The sequence below is a fragment of the Tissierella praeacuta genome (assembly GCF_040396155.1).
Classification (GTDB): Bacteria; Bacillota; Clostridia; order Tissierellales; family Tissierellaceae; genus Tissierella; species Tissierella praeacuta_A.
Window position 1 is genome coordinate 17,708 of the sequence record NZ_JBEBOY010000008.1, and the last position, 17,887, is coordinate 35,594.

Sequence of the window (17,887 nt, forward strand, 5' to 3'; positions counted from 1 at the left end):
GATGCATGTGAAAAATTTTCAACCAGAAATTAAATATATTCCTATATCTATTATTAAACCAAATCCATATCAGCCTAGGAAGGATTTTAATCAGAGAGCTCTAGAAGAATTGAGTCAGTCTATAAAAGCTTATGGGGTTATTCAACCTATTAGTGTTAGACAAATTAATGAAGATTCATATGAGTTAATAGCTGGAGAAAGACGACTTAGGGCTTCAGAATTGGCTGAACTTCAAGAGATACCAGCTATTATAGTGGATTACAGAGATAAGGAATCTGCTTTAATTGCATTGATGGAAAATTTACAAAGGGAAGACTTAAATTTTATTGAAGAGGCGGAAGGATATAATAATTTAATAGAAGATCATGGATTTACTCAACAGGAGATAGCTGAAAAGATGGGTAAAAACCAATCTACTGTTGCTAATAAATTGAGACTTTTAAAATTACCAGAGGATATAAAGAGAGATTTACTAGAGAATAATCTTACAGAAAGACATGGAAGAGCATTATTAAAGTTAGCCGATGATGATTTAAAAAGAAAAATATTAGAAAAGGTAATAAATAATGAATTAAATGTAAATAAAACAGAAGCTTTAGTTAATGATATATTAGATGATTTGACTAAGAGAGAAGATAATGAAGTAAAACAAAATATTAAAAGCTTAATAAATATTAGGATTTATTTGAATACCATAAAAAAGGCATTTTCCGCCATTAAGGATACTGGTATAAAGGCAGAATATAAAGAAGTAGATAAAGGTGACCATGTAGAAGTAGTTGTTAAGATACCAAAATAAAGCCAGGAATAACCTGGCTTTAAATATTTCTAATTGTTAATTAAAATTGTTTAATACATTCCTTTCTTGAGAGATTCTAATTAATTCGGACATAGTAACGAATCTATATCCTTCATCAATTAATTTTGGCAAGATTATTTTTAAAGCTTCTACAGTGTGGCTTTCTTTTTTATATACATAATCATGGAATAGTATAATATCTCCATTTTGAGCCTTTGATAAGGTGGTATCCACTATTACATCTACTCCAGGATTGCTCCAGTCCTTTGAATCTTGATAGAAAGTCCATAGAACTACAGATGAATTATCACTACTGATTATTTTAATAACATCATCAGTATAATTACCATAAGGAGGTCTAAAGACTTTAGGCTTTACATTACTTATTGAATAAATTATATTTTGAGTTTTTTCAAATTCTTCCTTGATTACTGCATTTGATACTTTCTTCATATTTACATGAGAGTAGGAATGATTTCCGATTTCATGACCTTCAGCTATCTGTCTATTTATAATATCAGGATAAGTTTCCGCATGTTTCCCTAAGACGAAAAATGTTGCTTTAACATTATATTGTTTCAATATATCAAGAATTTCAAGAGTATATTGGGGATGGGGGCCATCATCGAAACTTAGAGCCAAGATTTTTTCTTCTTTTGGTCCTTTTGATACAATGGCAGCTCTATTATTTGAAAAAGTATATGTAGTTGTTGGGTACATGGTGTATATTGCCATTGACATCAATATTATAATTACAATTGTAATATTAATTAAATTATTGAGACTTTTTATTATTCTTTTCATTTACATTCTCCCTATTTTGAATTATAAATACCTGTATAAAATATATATATTCATATAGGTAAGTACATATTATAGAATTTAATAGATAGAAAAAATAATGTTCCATACGGAACATTATTTTGTTAAAGAGATTTCAGATTAATAGGTGGATATTCTTTTTTCAAAATATATTGATAATGCTGTGGAAGTTGATGGCTTTCAATATGTTCAAATTTTTCTATAATTACTCCATTAAGATTCATTTTCAAGGTAATGTGATCTACTCCCACTGTTAAATGAGGTCCAATAAATGGACTTATCTCTAATTGTATTATATATGAGTAATTGGAATTTGGCATATTTTCTATACTTAGGAAATTGTAATACCAAGGTTCAACTCTAAGAGCTTCTATAAAATATTCATCATAATATTCATTTATTGCATTTTCTACATGAGGATGAATTAGAGTAATAAAAAGATTTTTATATAACTTTTCTTCTTGTTTTTCATCTGCCATCTGAATATTATTGAAAATAAGTTGATTATTAAATTCATGTTTATTGATGTTTCTTTTTTCCAAAATAGAGATATTAAATAATCCAATTAATAAAGATAATAGAAAAATTATTATAATATTTTTTTTCATAATCTATCCTCCCAATTATCTAGTTATAATATTATGCCCTAAAAAATAATTTCTTAAAAATAAACCTCTAAAACTGAGGCTGTATTTTGCGATTTAATTGCGTTTAAAATAAAAAATAATACAATGGGTATGCTTGAATATTAAAACTCTGAAATTGGCTTATAAACCCTTTAAATCCATTTCATGGAATTATATAATATAGAGTATTTTTAAAATGATATTTTTAGTAGATTATGTTATAATATTAAATTGGATTATATAAATAGAAAATATAATTTAAAAGGAGTGAAGAATTATTGAAAAAAACTATTGTGTTTTCTCTAGTACTATTTAGTATAGTAATTTCTATTTTCTTATCTGCGTGTTCAAATGACGTAGAAAATAATGTAGATTCAGTCTCAGATGAAATTCTTAAAATATTAACTCCTCAAGAAACTTTGGAAACGGCTTTAGCAGCATTGAAAGAAGCTGATACTAAGACTTTTAATAGTTATGTTATTTATCCTGAATTCAGAAAAGGGCCTATAGTATATACGGATAATATTTTATTTGGAGATAATGTGGATGAAGAAGATAAGAAATATATTCAGTATGTAACCAAATATATGTCTTACGAGATAGAAGATATTCAAGAAGATGAGAATATGGCAATTATCCAAGCTAAGATTTCAAATCGTGATTTAAATAAGATTAAGTTTGATATGTTAAACTATTTAGATGCCGATAATCCCTATATTGAGGCAGTTAAAAATGCAGAAGATAAACAAATAACTTCTGATATTAAGATATCCTTACAAAAGGACGGGGAAAATTGGAAGATTAATGTAGATGATGATTTTACAAAAGCCATAAGTGGAGGATTATGGGAAATTAATTTTATGGATAAGGATTTAAAGGATTTTCTAAAATATATGGAATTGGAAGATGCTGAAGAATAGAATGTAGTAATAGATATCATTCATAAACTATGGATATTACAATAAGAGCAGCTATATTCATATTTAGAAAAAATACTCATATTAGACCACAGTTAGACTAATTAATAATAGAGATCAAAGACTTTAGATTTGCCAAAGGAAATCTAAAGTCTTTTTTAAAATAAGTATATTTGATGAACAGGTTTATATTGCTATGATTATAATAGATAGTCAAAAAAGTTATGCTTAACTTACAAAGTATTTAAAAGTATTTATTAGAATACAAGCATATTAAAAGAGGAATGTATAAAGAAGGAGTTTCCTATATTCAATATATGAATGATGTATACAGGAAATTAAACAAGTTGATGATTGTATTTAATACTACTGTAATTAAATATATTAGTGGATTATATGTATTTGGTTAAGAAGTTACAGTTGTTTGAACACGGCAAAGAATTTGTAAAGATTAAAGATTTTATATTTTAATCCAATGCATCCTATGATTATGAAAATAATATATCTTAAAGAAATATAACAAAATACAGGATTTAAAGGAGGTTATTAGATGAAACATGAGTTACTAAATGGCTATAATTTAGATATCCATTTACAATTAGAAGTATTAGAAAGTATTATTATGTCAAACGAAATTATTAATATAGCCATTGAACGAGCAAGATTGTTAGATATAGATGATTACTATGATGATTACTATATAGGTGCTGGCTGCATTACACAAACAGTTTGGAATTATCTTTCTGATAATCCTTTAGAATATGGAATAAAAGATATAGATTTTGTCTATTTTGATGATAATTTAGATTTTGAGTCTGAAAATAGAATTATTTTAAAAGTAAAAGAACTTTGTTCGGATTTAAAAATCGAAGTGGATGTAAAGAATCAAGCAAGAGTTCATCTATGGTATAAAAATCATTTTGGATATAATATTGAACCATATAAGTCTCTTGAATCTGCTTTAAATACATGGCCTACAACTGCTACATCAATTGGAGTTAGAAGAGGAAAAGATAATAAATTGAAGGTATATGCTCCATTTGGATTAAATGATTTGTTTGGAAAAATTGTACGGGCAAATAAATCACAAATAAATAAACAGATTTATGAAGACAAAGTGTCAAGCTGGTTAAAGAAATGGCCAGATTTAAAAATTATTCCATGGGAAAGTTAGTTTAGATAAATTAATGCAGTTCATATTTTATGATATAAGAGTGAAAATTTATATTCTAGTTTTCATAAAAAACTAATTAAGGGAGATTATCTTGTAAATTTGTATTCAAAAGGCATGAAATTTCAACAATATTTTAAAACATAGTCTATTTTTGAATTTAGCCTTATCTCCCATAAATAAATTAAGCAGTCAATTATACTTTAATAGTTGTTAGAAGAATAAAAATATAAAAGAATCTGTATATATAGGATTAAGCTCTAATTGTAATTAAGACAATAGGCTATAATTATTAAAATAAGCAATATAATTATTCTAATAAATCTTTTTTAAATTTATTGTAATCCTTCAACAGGGTTACTTTTTTATTATTATCTACAATAAATGTAGGTATGCTATCTATATCATAAAGGGATACTAGATTTTTAGATTCTTTCATTATTTCATTAAAATTACCATTGTCAATATAGTCATTCATTTCTAATATATCCAGTCCTGTTATTAACCCTATTTCATTAATCATCAAAGGGTCCCCAATATTTTTACCATATTTAAATATAGTTTTAAATGCTTCTTTGGCAAATTCGTAATACTTATTCTTTTCATTGGCATAAAGAGCAGCCTGATGTAGTCTATGAGTGTTAAATTTTCTAGTTTTGTTATTATATATTAGCCCATATTCTGAGCCTAATCTTTCAATTCTTTTAAAGCTCATGTCTATTTGGTTTTGTGGAATATAATTAGTTAAATCCTTTCCTTTTAAGGATAAGTCAGGATCTAATTCATAAGGAATCCATTCAATATTCACATTAGGAAATTCTTGCATCAATTTATTAGCAATGGAGAATCCTATATAGCAAAATGGACATGCAAAGTCTGAAAATATTTTTATATTAGTCATAAAATCACTTCCCCTACTTTATATTTAATTAATATATACCCATAAATAAAAGATAATTAACAACCATAGTTTTTATTAACGATTTCATATTTTTACATTATCATTATAATTTAGGTTTAAGTTACCAAATAAATTAAATTATATGATAAGATAAATATAGATATAATCCATATTAAAAGGGATAGGTAACAAAAATAAATAAAAATTATAATAATATTTGCAAAATCATATATTATTTATTTCTTTCTTGTAGCAATGATAGATTATATTTCATAAATTTTTTTATTAAACTTAGTTGTTAAAAAATATAATAAGAGAAATGGGTGAATTAAATGGATTTGAAACCTATTAAAAGGTCGAGATTCAGATTAATAGCTGGTAGAAGTTATTATACCTTTAAAAGATATCTTTATTGGATATTTGGAGGATTAAAATTTTCAAATAGAAAATCCAATACATTATTACCATATATACAATTCACACATAAGACTCCATTAATAAGGGAATTAAAAGATGTAGATATGTATTTGCAATATAATAAAATTATTAACCTAAGAATTGCAACTGAAAAATTAAATAAAATAATAATAAATCCAGGAGAGACATTTTCCTATTGGAAATTAATAGGTAAACCTACGAAAAGAAAAGGTTATGAGGATGGTATGATATTATTTTTAGGTAAATTTAAGCCTGGAGTAGGTGGTGGATTGTGTCAATTATCAAATCTTATATACTGGATGACAATACATACACCATTAACAGTTGTAGAGAGATATAGACACAGCTATGATGTTTTCCCAGATTCTAATAGAACTCAGCCATTTGGAAGCGGTGCAACTTGTGTTTATAATTATAGAGATTTGATAATAAGAAATGAAACAGATGAACCCTATCAGATATATGTAGAAGTAGGACAAGAATATTTATATGGAGAATGGAGAAGTATATCAAAACCAATATATACATATGAAGTTTATGAGAAAGATCATAAGATACAGCCTGAATTTTGGGGAGGATATACTAGACATAATATGCTATATAGAAAAAGATATGACTTTGAAGGAAACTTAATAGAAGATGAATATATAACAGAGAATCATGCAATTATGATGTATGCTCCATTTTTACAAGAAGGGAAATATAATGATTAATGTTTCACGTGGAACATTAATGATTTGTTATTATCTTAGGAAATAATGTATAAGAGTTAAAAATATGATTCAGTATAAAATGTACTCTCCAGATTCAAGATGTTTAGAAATAGGATAAGGATTTTTTGATTGATGGTCAAATCTCCAAAGTATAGAAAAGCATAGAGAAATTTTAGAAAAGAGTTATAAGGCTATAGTCGCAGTAAATGAAAATAATAAGATAATTAGTTCTGCCTACGGATATGAGCTTAATCGGCTTGATAACAAAGGCAAGGTATTACCTTTCAGATTATTACTAATATAAAGAACTTATGCAAGCTAACGGATATTTGTAGATTGTTTTTGTTTACATAAAAAATAATATTGTTGTTTGTTAATTGTATGAAAAAGCTAGTGTGAAAAAAACAAATGATGGATAGGATGATGACGTAAAATATTTCTTAATAAATATAATTAATTTTCTTAAAATGGTATTCAGGGGTTTAGCGATACTAAGGAGTAATTATTGATGGGAAAATTCGGCTTAATATAATGATGCTAGTAGAATATAACGCAAACAATATGGAGGCATGTTATTGAAATATAAAATAATATTTTAAATGATTTTATTATGTTCATATAGAAATTATTTATAAAGAGGGAATTAATCTATGAGAAATTATATTATAAGAGAATTAACTGAGGAGTATGCAATAGAAATTTGTAATTGGAAATATGAAAAAGAATATGCTATTTATAATTTTTTAGACTACAATACGGTAGTTAAAAATGGGTGGGATTTATCAATAAAAGAAAAAAGGGAAGATGAGTTTATAGGAATAGTTTATAATGATGAGTTAATTGCGTATGGAAGGATTACAAATAATTGTAGTAAAAGTATTATTGGTATAGGATTGAAGCCCACTTTTTGTGGCAAAGGTTACGGCAAAGATATAATGAAGCTATTAATAGAAGAGTCTAGGAAAAGATATCCTCAATATCCAATGACACTTGAAGTAAGATCCTTCAATAAAAGGGCAATAAAATGTTATCTAGATGTAGGATTTGCGATTAAAGATAAATATATAAAAGATACATTTAGTGGTAAAGACGAATTTTATTATATGGAATATACAATACAATAAAAAATGATAAATCTGATTCGTAATCTTTATATTATATGGGCAATCAGTAGATAAATGTGAAATAAAGATTATTTATATACTAGGAGGTAGTTGTTATGAAAAGTAAAAAACTTTCTTCACTAATATTAATATTTACTATTGTAATGGCTTTAGTTGCTTGTTGAAACAGGACAGATTCACCTAAACTCTTGACGAAGGAAGGGATTCTACCCTACGAATTATCAGAAAGTGAAAAATATATATTGCAGTCTTTCGGAATGGAAGGGAACTCACACATTATTTCTTTTCATGCACCAAAAGAAGCAATAACTTTAAATGTAAATGCTTATAGGCTTGAAGGCGGCGAAAATTTGGAGCATTATTGGTTGCGGAGTTATTTCAATATAAATGCCGGTGGAAGAACTTTATATAAAACAGATGAAATCATACTTGATGTAGAAACAATGGCATATAATAAAGACTTTTTACAGGAATTCCATAAAATAGAAATTAATAAAGAAATCCCTGTTGCTCTTATGGTTTATGATAGTGTTAGAAGTATGAGAAACTACTCTCTTCAAGACTATTTTGATTCGTGTAATAGTGCAGGTAGTCATATTAACCTTTACTGATAAAGAATTGTAAATCTCGCATCATGAGGATTATCTTAGGATTACATTATGCCGTATTTTCATAAAAAGTAGCACAACAGTCGTAATATTAATTTGATAATAAATATTTATGTTAGATAATTTACATAGTCTGTGCTAATATAAATTGAATGAAGGTCAATATAAGAAAAAATATATTGATTTTATTATTTTTATACTTAGTAGTGCATCATTTTTAATTTCGGTGAAACTGTTGGAATATGGGAATCTATGTTGATGAGTACGGAACATCACCAGATATCGTATGTGGGGGAGATTTTTGGCTCAGTATGGATTGGTTAAGGCTTTTTACATCATTTATATAAAATGCATCAGCTGCAAAACAATGTAAAGTAAGGATAATTTTATTATAGTTTGTTATTTTGGGGGAGATAAGATGGCGAAAAATAGAAGTGGGGATAGAAATATAGCACCTAGTTTAATTTGGGTATGCCTAGGATGTACTTATTATTTAATATCTAAGAATTGGATTTTTTTAGTGGTAGGTGTAATCTTGAGTGGAGTTTTATATGTTATGAATAATTAGCATTAATTTCTAAATTAATTATGAAATTAAAATTCATTCTTCATAAATTGTTTTAATTTCAAACAAGGGATTTTCACCATTTTTTAGTAAAATTACAATAATTTCCTCAATTTTATTCATTGAAATAGGATTATTAGTCAAAACATTTATAATGAAGAAAGAAGGTAAGTCAATAGCAAAAAATATTGGCGGTGTAATAGGGCTTTTATTAGTATTGATTTGGAGAATACTTAAGTATAAATAAGCGTTATAGATCCAATACATTAAAGGAATTAATTAGATAAGAGAGGTTAGCCAACTATCTTAGAAAGGAGAATTTATGAAAAATTCATTAAAGAAGCAATTAATGTTTGGTGGAGTTGCTGGTTATAATAGAAATCCAAATCGAATAAAAATAAAAAATAATGTATATGAAATAAGTGATAAATTAAGAATTAAATTAAAAATAAAAAATATTTTACTTTCTATTGGAGTCATATTATCTACTTTTATTTATAGATATATTTTAGATAAAAAGTTTGATATTTCATACCATGAAGCTACATTGGAAACATGGAAGCAAGGATTGTTGTTGACAGTTTCTTTTATGTTATCAATAGTAATTTTATTTTTTGCTATATCTTACATTTTAATTCCAAATGATTTGACTATGGATGATATAAGGCTAATGGAAGAATAGGAAATAAATAGTTCTTAGAAACGGATGTTTAGAGTTATATGTGTAGCTTTATATGAAGCTAATTTAAATTTTAAGGAGGAGTTTAGATAATGGAAATTTTATCTGCAACTTTATCTACCATTTTATTTTTATTGCCTATATATAGGTATACCAGCAATAATTCTATACTTTATGATTAAAATTGCTGTAAAAAAGGCAATAAAAGAATTAAAAGATGAAAATATATTGTAACTAAAGAGATACACTTTTTATAAAATGTAGATCATTTATATTTTATAGCGTAGTGCTATTAAATTTAAAAGTGGAGAGATTTTTTTGACTGATCTATTTTTATCTATAAATTTCAAATGTTTCACGTGGAACATTAAAGATTTCTTTCAAATATTAAAATAATCTGATATTATATAGGTAACAAGATAAATATTAGGTGGTGGTTTTTTGGGTAAGGTTATATCCATATTTAATCAAAAAGGTGGTGTTGGAAAGACTACAACCACCATAAATTTAAGTGCAGGTTTAGGAAAGCTAGGGAAAAAGATTCTTGTAATTGATATTGATCCCCAGGGGAATTCAACATCAGGGTTAGGAGTAGAGAAAAATGGTGGACATCCTATTATTTATGATGTCTTAGTAAATAATGTGGATTTAAATGATGCTATTATTGAAACTTCAGCAGAAGGAGTAAGCATAATTGGCTCAAATAACGAATTGGCAGGTTTAGAAATAGAATTAGCCAGAGAGGGAAGTTGGGAAAATATACTAATAGATAAATTGAAAAGCATCAAGGATAAATATGATTATATTTTCATAGATTGCCCTCCATCATTAGGCATACTTTCTGTAATAGGATTAGTTGCCTCTAATAGTGTAATCATTCCTATCCAATGTGAGTATTATGCATTAGAAGGCGTAAGTCAATTATTTGAAACAATAAAACTTGTAAAAAAAGGTCTAAATCCTAATTTGGAAATAGAGGGAGTTGTTCTTAGTATGTTTGATGGTAGGACAAACTTATCCATACAGGTAGTAGATGAAGTAAAGAGTTTTTTTAAGGGAAAGGTTTATGTAAGTCTTATTCCTAGAAATGTTAGATTAGCTGAAGCTCCAAGCTATGGATTATCTATTATGGACTACGATTCTAAATCAAAAGGAGCAGAGGCTTATATGGAGTTGGCCGAAGAGTTTCTAGAATTATCTGAGGAGTGATGATATGAGTGTGAAAAAAAGAGGGTTGGGTAAGGGTCTATCTGCTTTAATATCTGAGGAAATAAGCATTGAAGATGATAATATAGCAAAGGAGTCTATTGAAAACATAGATATAGATCTAATTATACCTAATAAAAACCAGCCGAGGCAAGAATTCCACGAGGATGCACTATCAGATTTAACTAATTCTATAAAAACACATGGACTAATACAACCGATTATAGTTAGAAAAATAAAAGATAAATATGAAATAATTGCAGGTGAAAGACGATTTAGGGCATGTAAAGATGCTGGGTTAAATGAAATCCCTTGTATATTAAAGGATATAGATACGGAAATGTCAGCGAAAATTGCTTTAATTGAAAATTTGCAAAGAGAAGATTTAAACCCCATAGAGGAAGCCTTAGCATATAAAAAGTTGATGAAGGATTATAATCTAAAGCAGGAAGAACTAGCAAATGAAATGGGAAAATCTAGGTCCCATATAGCAAATACTGTTAGACTTTTAAATCTGGAAGAAAAAATTATAGATTATATATCTAAAGGGAAATTAACATCTGGACATGGTAAAGCTTTATTAGGTATTAAAGATAAACAACAACAATTAATAGTTGCTGAAAAGATAGTGAAAGATAATCTCAATGTTAGACAAGTAGAAGAAATGACTAATAAGAAATCTTCAACACCTAAGAATGCTGATAATAAAAATTTAAAAGATTCGCATACAGTAGAAGTAGAAGAAAGTTTAATGAGAACATTAGGTACAAAGGTTAATTTAGTACAAGGAAATAAAAAAGGTAAAATTGAAATAGAATATTATGGATATGAGGATTTAGAGCGGATTATAGATATTCTAACAAAATAAGCATTATAGGTAATAGAAAGAGAATCACTAAAGACTGAAATTCTTTCATTAATGGGATATTAAATGGGATATTAAAAAATCTTAAATTTTGAAAGGAGAATTATTTATGGAAATAAATATATATCAAGTAGATGCTTTCTCTAATAAGGCTTTTGGGGGGAATCCAGCAGGAGTAGTATTAGATGCTGAAAATTTAACAGAAGATATAATGCAAAATATTGCCAAGGAAATGAGTCTATCTGAAACAGCATTTGTTACTTCAAAATACGATGATTTATTTACAGTAAGGTTCTTTACTCCAGTTTGTGAGGTAGATTTATGTGGACATGCTACTATCGCTACATTTTATACTTTAACTAAACTTGGATATATAAAATCCATTGATAATGGAATAAAAATAGTTTATCAAGACACAAAAGCAGGTAGATTAGCAGTTGACATAGTATTTAAAGATAATAATGTAGACAAAGTACTTATGGAACAAACTACTCCAAAAGAAATAAGTGTAATTAATAATATATCTCCTTTACTTAAATCCATGAGGATAAATATGGAAGATGTAGGAGTTTGGGATAATATAATATATCCAGAAATAATATCTACAGGGCTTCCAGATATTATATTGCCTATAAATAAAAAAGAAGTATTAGATTGCTTGGATATTGATATGAGGGAATTAGCAAATGTTTCTAAAGATTTAGATGTAATAGGGGTTCATGCCTTTTATCTACCAGAGATAAATTCTAGATTTGTATATACGAGAAACTTTGCACCTTTAGTTGGAATTGATGAAGAATCTGCAACTGGAACATCTAATGGTGCATTAATCTATTTTTTAAAAAAGAATAATCTAATTCAAAATAATAATATAATATCTTATCAAGGTGAATCTATAAATAGACCAAGCACAATATATTGTAAAATTGAAGAAGAAAATAGAAAATCAATAATTAAAGTCGGTGGAAATGCTAATATAGTCATAAAAGGGACTATATACATATAATCTGAATCAACCTAATTCTAGGTTGATTTTTTATTTAAAAAATTTTTGAATACTAAATTTGAAAAGTAAGAGTTCAAATGATTCATTGAATTAAATATGAAAAGTCATATTTAAAAAATATATTTAGAGCCTCGAACATAGGATTATATTAATGGAAGAAATAGTTATTGATAATTTACTTACAAAGTGAATCACTTTTGTGGAATATAGGTAATATAAGATAAATGGATGGAATATATTATGGCATTGTAAAAAAATTAACGAAACAAGTTTACAAAGCTATAAAATAATGATATATTAAAAAGTGTGTCATAAAAATTTATTATACTATAAAGGAGGAAGGTTTAATGCAGTCATTTGTTAATGTAGTAAACGGCTTTTTATGGGATAAGTTCCTAGTATATGCTCTATTATTCACAGGAATTTATTATACTTTTAGACTAGGAATCCCACAAATTAGCAAAGTAGGTCCAGGGTTTAAACAAGCTTTTGGTGGAATCTTTAAAAAAGATAAAAAAGCTGATGCAGATGGAATGACATCTTTTCAAGCTTTGGCTACTGCAGTAGCAGCACAGGTGGGTACAGGTAATTTAGCAGGTGTAGCAACAGCAATAGCAGCTGGAGGCCCAGGAGCTATTTTCTGGATGTGGGTATCTGCAATACTTGGTATGGCTACAAACTTTGGAGAAGCAGTACTTGCACAAAAATATGCAGATAGATCTGGTGATGAGGTTACGGGAGGTCCTGCATACTATTTATCTAAGGGTGTAAAAAGCAAATTTTTAGCAGGGTTCTTTGCTGTTACAATAATAATAGCATTAGGATTTGTTGGTAATATGGTACAATCAAATTCAATATCAACAGCTGTTAATGCTGCGTTTGGAATTAACAAAGCTGTTATAGGAGTTATGACAGCTATATTTGCGGCTCTTATATTAATAGGCGGGATGAGTAGAATTGCTAGCTTCGCAGAATTAGTAGTACCATTTATGGCTCTATTATATATTATTGGTAGCTTTGTAATAGTATTTAAAAATCCTTCAGCTATAGGACCAGCATTTAAGAGTATATTTGCAGGTGCATTTACTACTCAGGCAGCAGTTGGTGGGGCTTTAGGTGTTACAATGAAGCAAGCAGCTAGATATGGTATCGCAAGAGGACTGTTTTCCAACGAAGCGGGTATGGGTTCAACACCACATGCCCATGCAGTTGCAAAGGTAGACCATCCTGCACAGCAAGGTATGGTTGCTATGGTTGGAGTTATAATAGATACATTGGTTATTTGTACTGTTACTGCATTAATTAACATAATTACAGGAGCTAATGAACTAGGACTTACAGGTATAGAAATGACTCAAACAGCATTTGAAATAGGTCTTGGAAAATTTGGACTAAATTTCATAGCAATTAGTTTATTCTTCTTTGCATTTACTACTATAATAGGATGGTATTTCTTTGGAGAAGCAAATATTAAATATTTATTTGGTGCTAAAGCTGTAAAATTTTATAGAATAGCAGTACTTGGTTTTATTATTCTAGGTTCATTCCTGAAAGTAGAAGTAGTATGGAATATGGCAGATATGTTTAATGGTTTAATGGTTATTCCTAACTTAATAGGTCTTTTAATATTAGCACCTCAAGCTGCTGCTATAGTAAAAGATTATGATACTACTTTTATTAAACAAAGAAATAATATATGATATAAATTTATAATAGATAGAAGATTGTTAAAAGGGAACATTCATTGTTCCCTTTTTTTACAATATATAGTAAAATACAACTAGGAGGTGTATGTATATATGTTTATAAATAAAAGCCTAAAGGAATACATAGCTGCTACAGCTAGTGGGGAGCCTACTCCAGGAGGTGGAAGTGTAGCTGCTTTAGTGGGAAGTCTTGGAGGAGCATTGACTAATATGGTCAATAATTTAACTGTTGGGAAAAAGGCATATGAAGAACTTTCAGAAGAAATCAAATCAGAGATATCTAAGAACTCAAAAGAAGTTGAAAAGCTTACTGAAGATTTAACTGGTATTGTAGATGAAGATACAAAAGCCTTCGATAAGGTAATGGAAGCTTTTAAACTTCCAAAAGGAACAGATGAAGAAAAGATGGCAAGAACAAAAGCAATTCAAGAAGGATATAAGGTAGCTCTGGAAGTTCCTTTAAGATGTGCGGAAAAATGTTTAAGAATATTAGAGCTACAAGAAGTTTTTGCTAATTATGGTAATGTTAACGCTATTACAGACGTTGGGGTAGGTACATTACTAGCATATTCTGGTTTAGAAGGTGCGTTGTTTAATGTAACTATTAACTTAGGCAGTATTAAAGATGAGGAATTTAAAAAAGAGATTTCAACTAAGGTAGATAGTATTTTAAATGAAGGGAAAAAATTAAAAGAGAATTTATTAGGCATAGTATATAAAAGATTAGGATAAGAGAAGGAAACCCTTCTCTTTCTCTTTATTTACTCATAGAAATATTGTATTATAATAGTAGTATAAATATAAAATAATCTTCATTATTAAAAACTTTGGGGGGGATGGCATGTTTAAGGAGGAACTTAAGAGTCTTATAGTTAAGGCAAAGGGTATAGAAGATTCACAGTTAGTACTCAAAAATGCAAATATAATAAATGTTTTTACTGGTGAGATAATTGAGGGAGACGTGGCCATTGATAGTGGTAGGATAGTGGGAATAGGAGAATATCATGGTGAGAAGGAAATAGATTTAAAAGGTAAATATTTATCCCCTGGATTTATAGATAGTCATGTTCATATAGAATCATCTATGTCTTCTCCATCACAATTTGCTAGGGTAATATTATCTAGGGGTGTAACTACAATAATAGCTGATCCCCACGAGATAGCAAATGTTAAAGGAATAGAAGGTATAAGATATATAATTGATGATAGTAAAAATACCCCATTAGATGTTTGCATAATGCTGCCTAGTTGCGTGCCTGCAACGGATTTTGAAAATTCAGGTTCAATATTACAGGCGGAGGATTTAAAGGAGTTATTAAATGAAGAAACTGTAATAGGTCTGGGAGAAATGATGAATTATCCTGGAGTTATATCTGCAAATGAGAATGTATTAGATAAGTTGGCTTTATTTAAAAATAAAATAGTAGATGGTCATGGGCCTATGATTAAGGACAATGATTTAAATGCTTATGTTGCTGCAGGCATAAAGACAGAACATGAATGCTCTACAATAGAGGAAGTAATGAATCGTATTAGACTAGGTATGTATGTCCTTGTAAGAGAAGGCTCAGCAGCAAAAGATTTAAGAAATATAATCAAAGCAGTAAACAAAGATAATTTGAGACGATTTTTATTTTGTACTGATGACAGACATCCTGAAGATTTAATTTATGAAGGTAGTATAGACTTTAATATTAAATTAGCAATAAGCCTTGGAATTAATCCAATTGATGCCATTAGAATGGCTACTTTAAATCCATCGGAATGTTATGGATTAAGGGGTAAGGGAGCTATAGCACCTGGATATATAGCTGATTTAGTAGTAATAGATAATTTAAATGATTTTAATATATTAAAGGTATTTAAGAATGGGAATTTAGTTTCGGAAAATAATATGGTTTTATTTGATTCTAAGTTTTATTTACCCGAAAGTATGACTAAATCTGTAAAGATAAAAGATGTAAATACGGAAGATATTCAAATTCCTATGAAAACTAATAAAGCTAATATAATAAGTGTAATGGATGATAGCTTAGTTACTGAAAGAACAATAAAAGAAGTGGATATAGATAATGGATATTTTAAATTTTCCAATGATGATATTTTGAAAATTATAGTAGTTGAAAGACATTTTGCTACTGGAAATATAGGTGTTGGACTTATTGAAAATTTTAAATTAAAAAATGGAGCTATAGGGTCAACAATTGGTCATGATTCACATAATATGATAGTTATAGGGGATAACGATAAGGATATTTTAGCTGCAATAAAAGAATTAGAGAAAATTGGTGGAGGACTTACAATTGTATCTAATGAAGAAGTACTAAAAAGCTTACCTTTAGAAATTGGTGGTATAATGACATCTAAGCCTATTGAAGAGACTAATTTTATTCTAAAGGAAATGATAGATTTATCTTATAATAGATTGAATGTAAATAAAAATATAGATCCTTTTATGACCTTAGCATTTATGGCATTGCCTGTAATACCAAAATTAAAGCTTACAGATATGGGCTTATTTGATGTGGAGAAATTTGATTTTGTTAAAGTTTATAATGAAGGTTAATGTAGAATTATTTTTAAAATAGGAGTGATTTTATGGTATATTTTGATAATGCTGCAACATCTTATCCAAAGCCAAAGATAGTTTATGATACTATAATGGAGGCTATGATAGAATATGGAGCCAACCCTGGAAGATCCGGTCACAAAAAAGCATTACAAGCTAGCAGAGGAATATTTGATACAAGATCTCAGATTAGTAAATTGTTCAATATAAAAAACCCAATGAATGTAATATTTACCTTTAATTGTACAGAAAGTTTAAATACAGCTATTAAGGGAGTTTTAAAACAAGGAGATCATGTAATTACAACATCTATGGAACATAATTCTGTTTTGAGACCTATTACTTTTTTAAGTAGATTAGGAATAAAGAACACTATAGTAAAAGCAGACTCTAGAGGAATAGTAAATCCAAAAGATATTGAAGACAGTATTAGACCTGAAACTAAGATGATTGTAACCACTCATATATCTAACCTAACAGGAAGTATAATGGATATAGAGACTATTGGTCAGATTGCAAAGAAACATGGAATAATATATTTAGTAGATGGTGCTCAGTCAGCTGGTGTATATGATATAGATGTTGAGAAAATGAATATAGACCTTCTTGCCTTTCCTGGACATAAAAGTTTGCTAGGACCTCAAGGTACTGGTGGACTTTATATTAGAGAAGGTGTAGAATTAAGTGAAATTTTCCAAGGAGGTACTGGTAGTATTTCTCATTCACTTGAGCAGCCAGATTTAGTTCCAGATAAATTTGAATCTGGTACACCAAATGCACCTGGTATAATAGGACTTGGTTCTGGTATTAAATATATATTTGAAAAGGGAATAGATAATATTAGAAAAAAAGAAGAAGAGCTTACAATGCATTTTATTGAAGAAGCAGGAAAAGTAGATGGAGTTATACTATATGGGCCTTTAGAGAAGGGACTTCATGCGCCAGTAGTTGCTTTAAATATAAAAGATGCAGATTCATCAGAGGTAAGTTATACTTTAGATGATAAATATGATATTGCAGTAAGACCAGGGCTTCACTGTGCTCCATTGGCTCATAAGACTATTGGAACTTTTGAACAAGGTGTAGTCAGATTTAGTTTCGGATATGAAAATACCCATGAAGAAATAGAGTTTGCCGTTAAGGCATTAAAGGAAATTGCAAAGGAAGTATAA

18 protein-coding genes are annotated in these 17,887 nt (G+C 28.4%); 15 read left to right on the plus strand and 3 right to left on the minus strand.

All coding sequences use genetic code 11. From position 1 onward, the window contains the following. Positions 1-7 precede the first annotated feature (7 nt). Positions 8-799 carry a nucleoid occlusion protein gene (noc, locus tag ABWP20_RS05740; protein ID WP_353094619.1) on the plus strand — a complete coding sequence of 264 codons (792 nt, stop codon included), beginning with the start codon at positions 8-10 and terminating at the stop codon, positions 797-799. Positions 800-835: 36 nt separating this feature from the next. Here noc and ABWP20_RS05745 read toward each other — a convergent pair whose 3' ends face one another. Both ABWP20_RS05745 and ABWP20_RS05750 read right to left on the minus strand, forming a co-directional pair. Further along, positions 836-1,603, minus strand: coding sequence for a polysaccharide deacetylase family protein (locus tag ABWP20_RS05745; protein ID WP_353094621.1), 768 nt, complete (start codon positions 1,601-1,603; stop codon positions 836-838). 122 nt (positions 1,604-1,725) lie between these two features. Continuing rightward, positions 1,726-2,229, minus strand: coding sequence for a DUF3888 domain-containing protein (locus ABWP20_RS05750; RefSeq protein WP_353094623.1), 504 nt, complete (start codon positions 2,227-2,229; stop codon positions 1,726-1,728). Positions 2,230-2,525: 296 nt separating this feature from the next. On the opposite strand from ABWP20_RS05750, the gene ABWP20_RS05755 reads away from it, so the two are divergent. Continuing rightward, the gene (locus ABWP20_RS05755) at positions 2,526-3,167 is read left to right on the plus strand and encodes a hypothetical protein (RefSeq protein WP_353094625.1); all 642 of its coding nucleotides are present in this window, start codon (positions 2,526-2,528) and stop codon (positions 3,165-3,167) included. Positions 3,168-3,714: 547 nt separating this feature from the next. Then, a complete protein-coding gene (locus tag ABWP20_RS05760) occupies positions 3,715-4,338 on the plus strand; it encodes a nucleotidyltransferase family protein (RefSeq protein WP_353094627.1) in 624 nt (207 codons plus the stop codon). Positions 4,339-4,645: 307 nt separating this feature from the next. Here ABWP20_RS05760 and ABWP20_RS05765 read toward each other — a convergent pair whose 3' ends face one another. Then, complete coding sequence (locus tag ABWP20_RS05765) at positions 4,646-5,236, minus strand: DsbA family oxidoreductase (protein WP_353094629.1); 591 nt, start codon at positions 5,234-5,236, stop codon at positions 4,646-4,648. A 332-nt stretch (positions 5,237-5,568) separates the two neighbouring features. On the opposite strand from ABWP20_RS05765, the gene ABWP20_RS05770 reads away from it, so the two are divergent. The 12 genes from ABWP20_RS05770 to ABWP20_RS05825 all read left to right on the plus strand — a co-directional run bounded on the left by ABWP20_RS05770 (position 5,569) and on the right by ABWP20_RS05825 (position 17,887). Next, positions 5,569-6,387, plus strand: a complete 819-nt coding sequence (locus ABWP20_RS05770; protein ID WP_353094631.1) for a VanW family protein — start codon at positions 5,569-5,571, stop codon at positions 6,385-6,387. 650 nt (positions 6,388-7,037) lie between these two features. Continuing rightward, complete coding sequence (locus tag ABWP20_RS05775; RefSeq protein WP_353094633.1) at positions 7,038-7,511, plus strand: GNAT family N-acetyltransferase; 474 nt, start codon at positions 7,038-7,040, stop codon at positions 7,509-7,511. Between the two features lie 257 nt (positions 7,512-7,768). Continuing rightward, on the plus strand, positions 7,769-8,122 hold the full coding sequence (locus ABWP20_RS05780; protein ID WP_353094635.1) for a hypothetical protein: 354 nt from the start codon (positions 7,769-7,771) through the stop codon (positions 8,120-8,122). Between the two features lie 415 nt (positions 8,123-8,537). Further along, positions 8,538-8,687 (plus strand): hypothetical protein, encoded by a 150-nt coding sequence (locus tag ABWP20_RS05785; RefSeq protein ID WP_353094637.1) that lies wholly within the window; start codon positions 8,538-8,540, stop codon positions 8,685-8,687. A 319-nt stretch (positions 8,688-9,006) separates the two neighbouring features. Beyond that, the gene (locus ABWP20_RS05790; protein WP_353094639.1) at positions 9,007-9,366 is read left to right on the plus strand and encodes a hypothetical protein; all 360 of its coding nucleotides are present in this window, start codon (positions 9,007-9,009) and stop codon (positions 9,364-9,366) included. A gap of 438 nt (positions 9,367-9,804) precedes the next feature. Next, positions 9,805-10,572 carry a ParA family protein gene (locus ABWP20_RS05795; RefSeq protein ID WP_353094641.1) on the plus strand — a complete coding sequence of 256 codons (768 nt, stop codon included), beginning with the start codon at positions 9,805-9,807 and terminating at the stop codon, positions 10,570-10,572. Between the two features lie 4 nt (positions 10,573-10,576). Further along, entirely contained in the window at positions 10,577-11,437 is an 861-nt protein-coding gene (locus tag ABWP20_RS05800; RefSeq protein ID WP_353094643.1) for a ParB/RepB/Spo0J family partition protein, read from the plus strand. Between the two features lie 106 nt (positions 11,438-11,543). Then, positions 11,544-12,440 carry a PhzF family phenazine biosynthesis protein gene (locus tag ABWP20_RS05805; protein ID WP_353094645.1) on the plus strand — a complete coding sequence of 299 codons (897 nt, stop codon included), beginning with the start codon at positions 11,544-11,546 and terminating at the stop codon, positions 12,438-12,440. Positions 12,441-12,787: 347 nt separating this feature from the next. Beyond that, positions 12,788-14,140 (plus strand): alanine/glycine:cation symporter family protein, encoded by a 1,353-nt coding sequence (locus ABWP20_RS05810; protein WP_353094647.1) that lies wholly within the window; start codon positions 12,788-12,790, stop codon positions 14,138-14,140. Between the two features lie 99 nt (positions 14,141-14,239). Further along, positions 14,240-14,878: a cyclodeaminase/cyclohydrolase family protein gene (locus tag ABWP20_RS05815; RefSeq protein WP_353094649.1), complete on the plus strand. Its 639-nt coding sequence runs from the start codon at positions 14,240-14,242 to the stop codon at positions 14,876-14,878. 109 nt (positions 14,879-14,987) lie between these two features. Beyond that, positions 14,988-16,712, plus strand: coding sequence for an adenine deaminase (gene ade / locus ABWP20_RS05820; protein WP_353094650.1), 1,725 nt, complete (start codon positions 14,988-14,990; stop codon positions 16,710-16,712). A 32-nt stretch (positions 16,713-16,744) separates the two neighbouring features. Then, complete coding sequence (locus ABWP20_RS05825) at positions 16,745-17,887, plus strand: aminotransferase class V-fold PLP-dependent enzyme (protein WP_353094652.1); 1,143 nt, start codon at positions 16,745-16,747, stop codon at positions 17,885-17,887.

Bases quoted from the DNA above. Each gene is read 5' to 3' on its own strand.
- ABWP20_RS05750 (WP_353094623.1), bottom strand. From the start codon at position 2,229: ATGAAAAAAAATATTATAATAATTTTTCTATTATCTTTATTAATTGGA.
- ade (WP_353094650.1), top strand. From the start codon at position 14,988: ATGTTTAAGGAGGAACTTAAGAGTCTTATAGTTAAGGCAAAGGGTATA.
- ABWP20_RS05810 (WP_353094647.1), top strand. From the start codon at position 12,788: ATGCAGTCATTTGTTAATGTAGTAAACGGCTTTTTATGGGATAAGTTC.
- ABWP20_RS05785 (WP_353094637.1), top strand. From the start codon at position 8,538: ATGGCGAAAAATAGAAGTGGGGATAGAAATATAGCACCTAGTTTAATT.
- ABWP20_RS05765 (WP_353094629.1), bottom strand. From the start codon at position 5,236: ATGACTAATATAAAAATATTTTCAGACTTTGCATGTCCATTTTGCTAT.
- ABWP20_RS05745 (WP_353094621.1), bottom strand. From the start codon at position 1,603: ATGAAAAGAATAATAAAAAGTCTCAATAATTTAATTAATATTACAATT.
- ABWP20_RS05790 (WP_353094639.1), top strand. From the start codon at position 9,007: ATGAAAAATTCATTAAAGAAGCAATTAATGTTTGGTGGAGTTGCTGGT.
- ABWP20_RS05805 (WP_353094645.1), top strand. From the start codon at position 11,544: ATGGAAATAAATATATATCAAGTAGATGCTTTCTCTAATAAGGCTTTT.
- ABWP20_RS05815 (WP_353094649.1), top strand. From the start codon at position 14,240: ATGTTTATAAATAAAAGCCTAAAGGAATACATAGCTGCTACAGCTAGT.
- ABWP20_RS05825 (WP_353094652.1), top strand. From the start codon at position 16,745: ATGGTATATTTTGATAATGCTGCAACATCTTATCCAAAGCCAAAGATA.
- ABWP20_RS05760 (WP_353094627.1), top strand. From the start codon at position 3,715: ATGAAACATGAGTTACTAAATGGCTATAATTTAGATATCCATTTACAA.
- ABWP20_RS05770 (WP_353094631.1), top strand. From the start codon at position 5,569: ATGGATTTGAAACCTATTAAAAGGTCGAGATTCAGATTAATAGCTGGT.
- ABWP20_RS05780 (WP_353094635.1), top strand. From the start codon at position 7,769: ATGGAAGGGAACTCACACATTATTTCTTTTCATGCACCAAAAGAAGCA.
- ABWP20_RS05800 (WP_353094643.1), top strand. From the start codon at position 10,577: ATGAGTGTGAAAAAAAGAGGGTTGGGTAAGGGTCTATCTGCTTTAATA.
- ABWP20_RS05775 (WP_353094633.1), top strand. From the start codon at position 7,038: ATGAGAAATTATATTATAAGAGAATTAACTGAGGAGTATGCAATAGAA.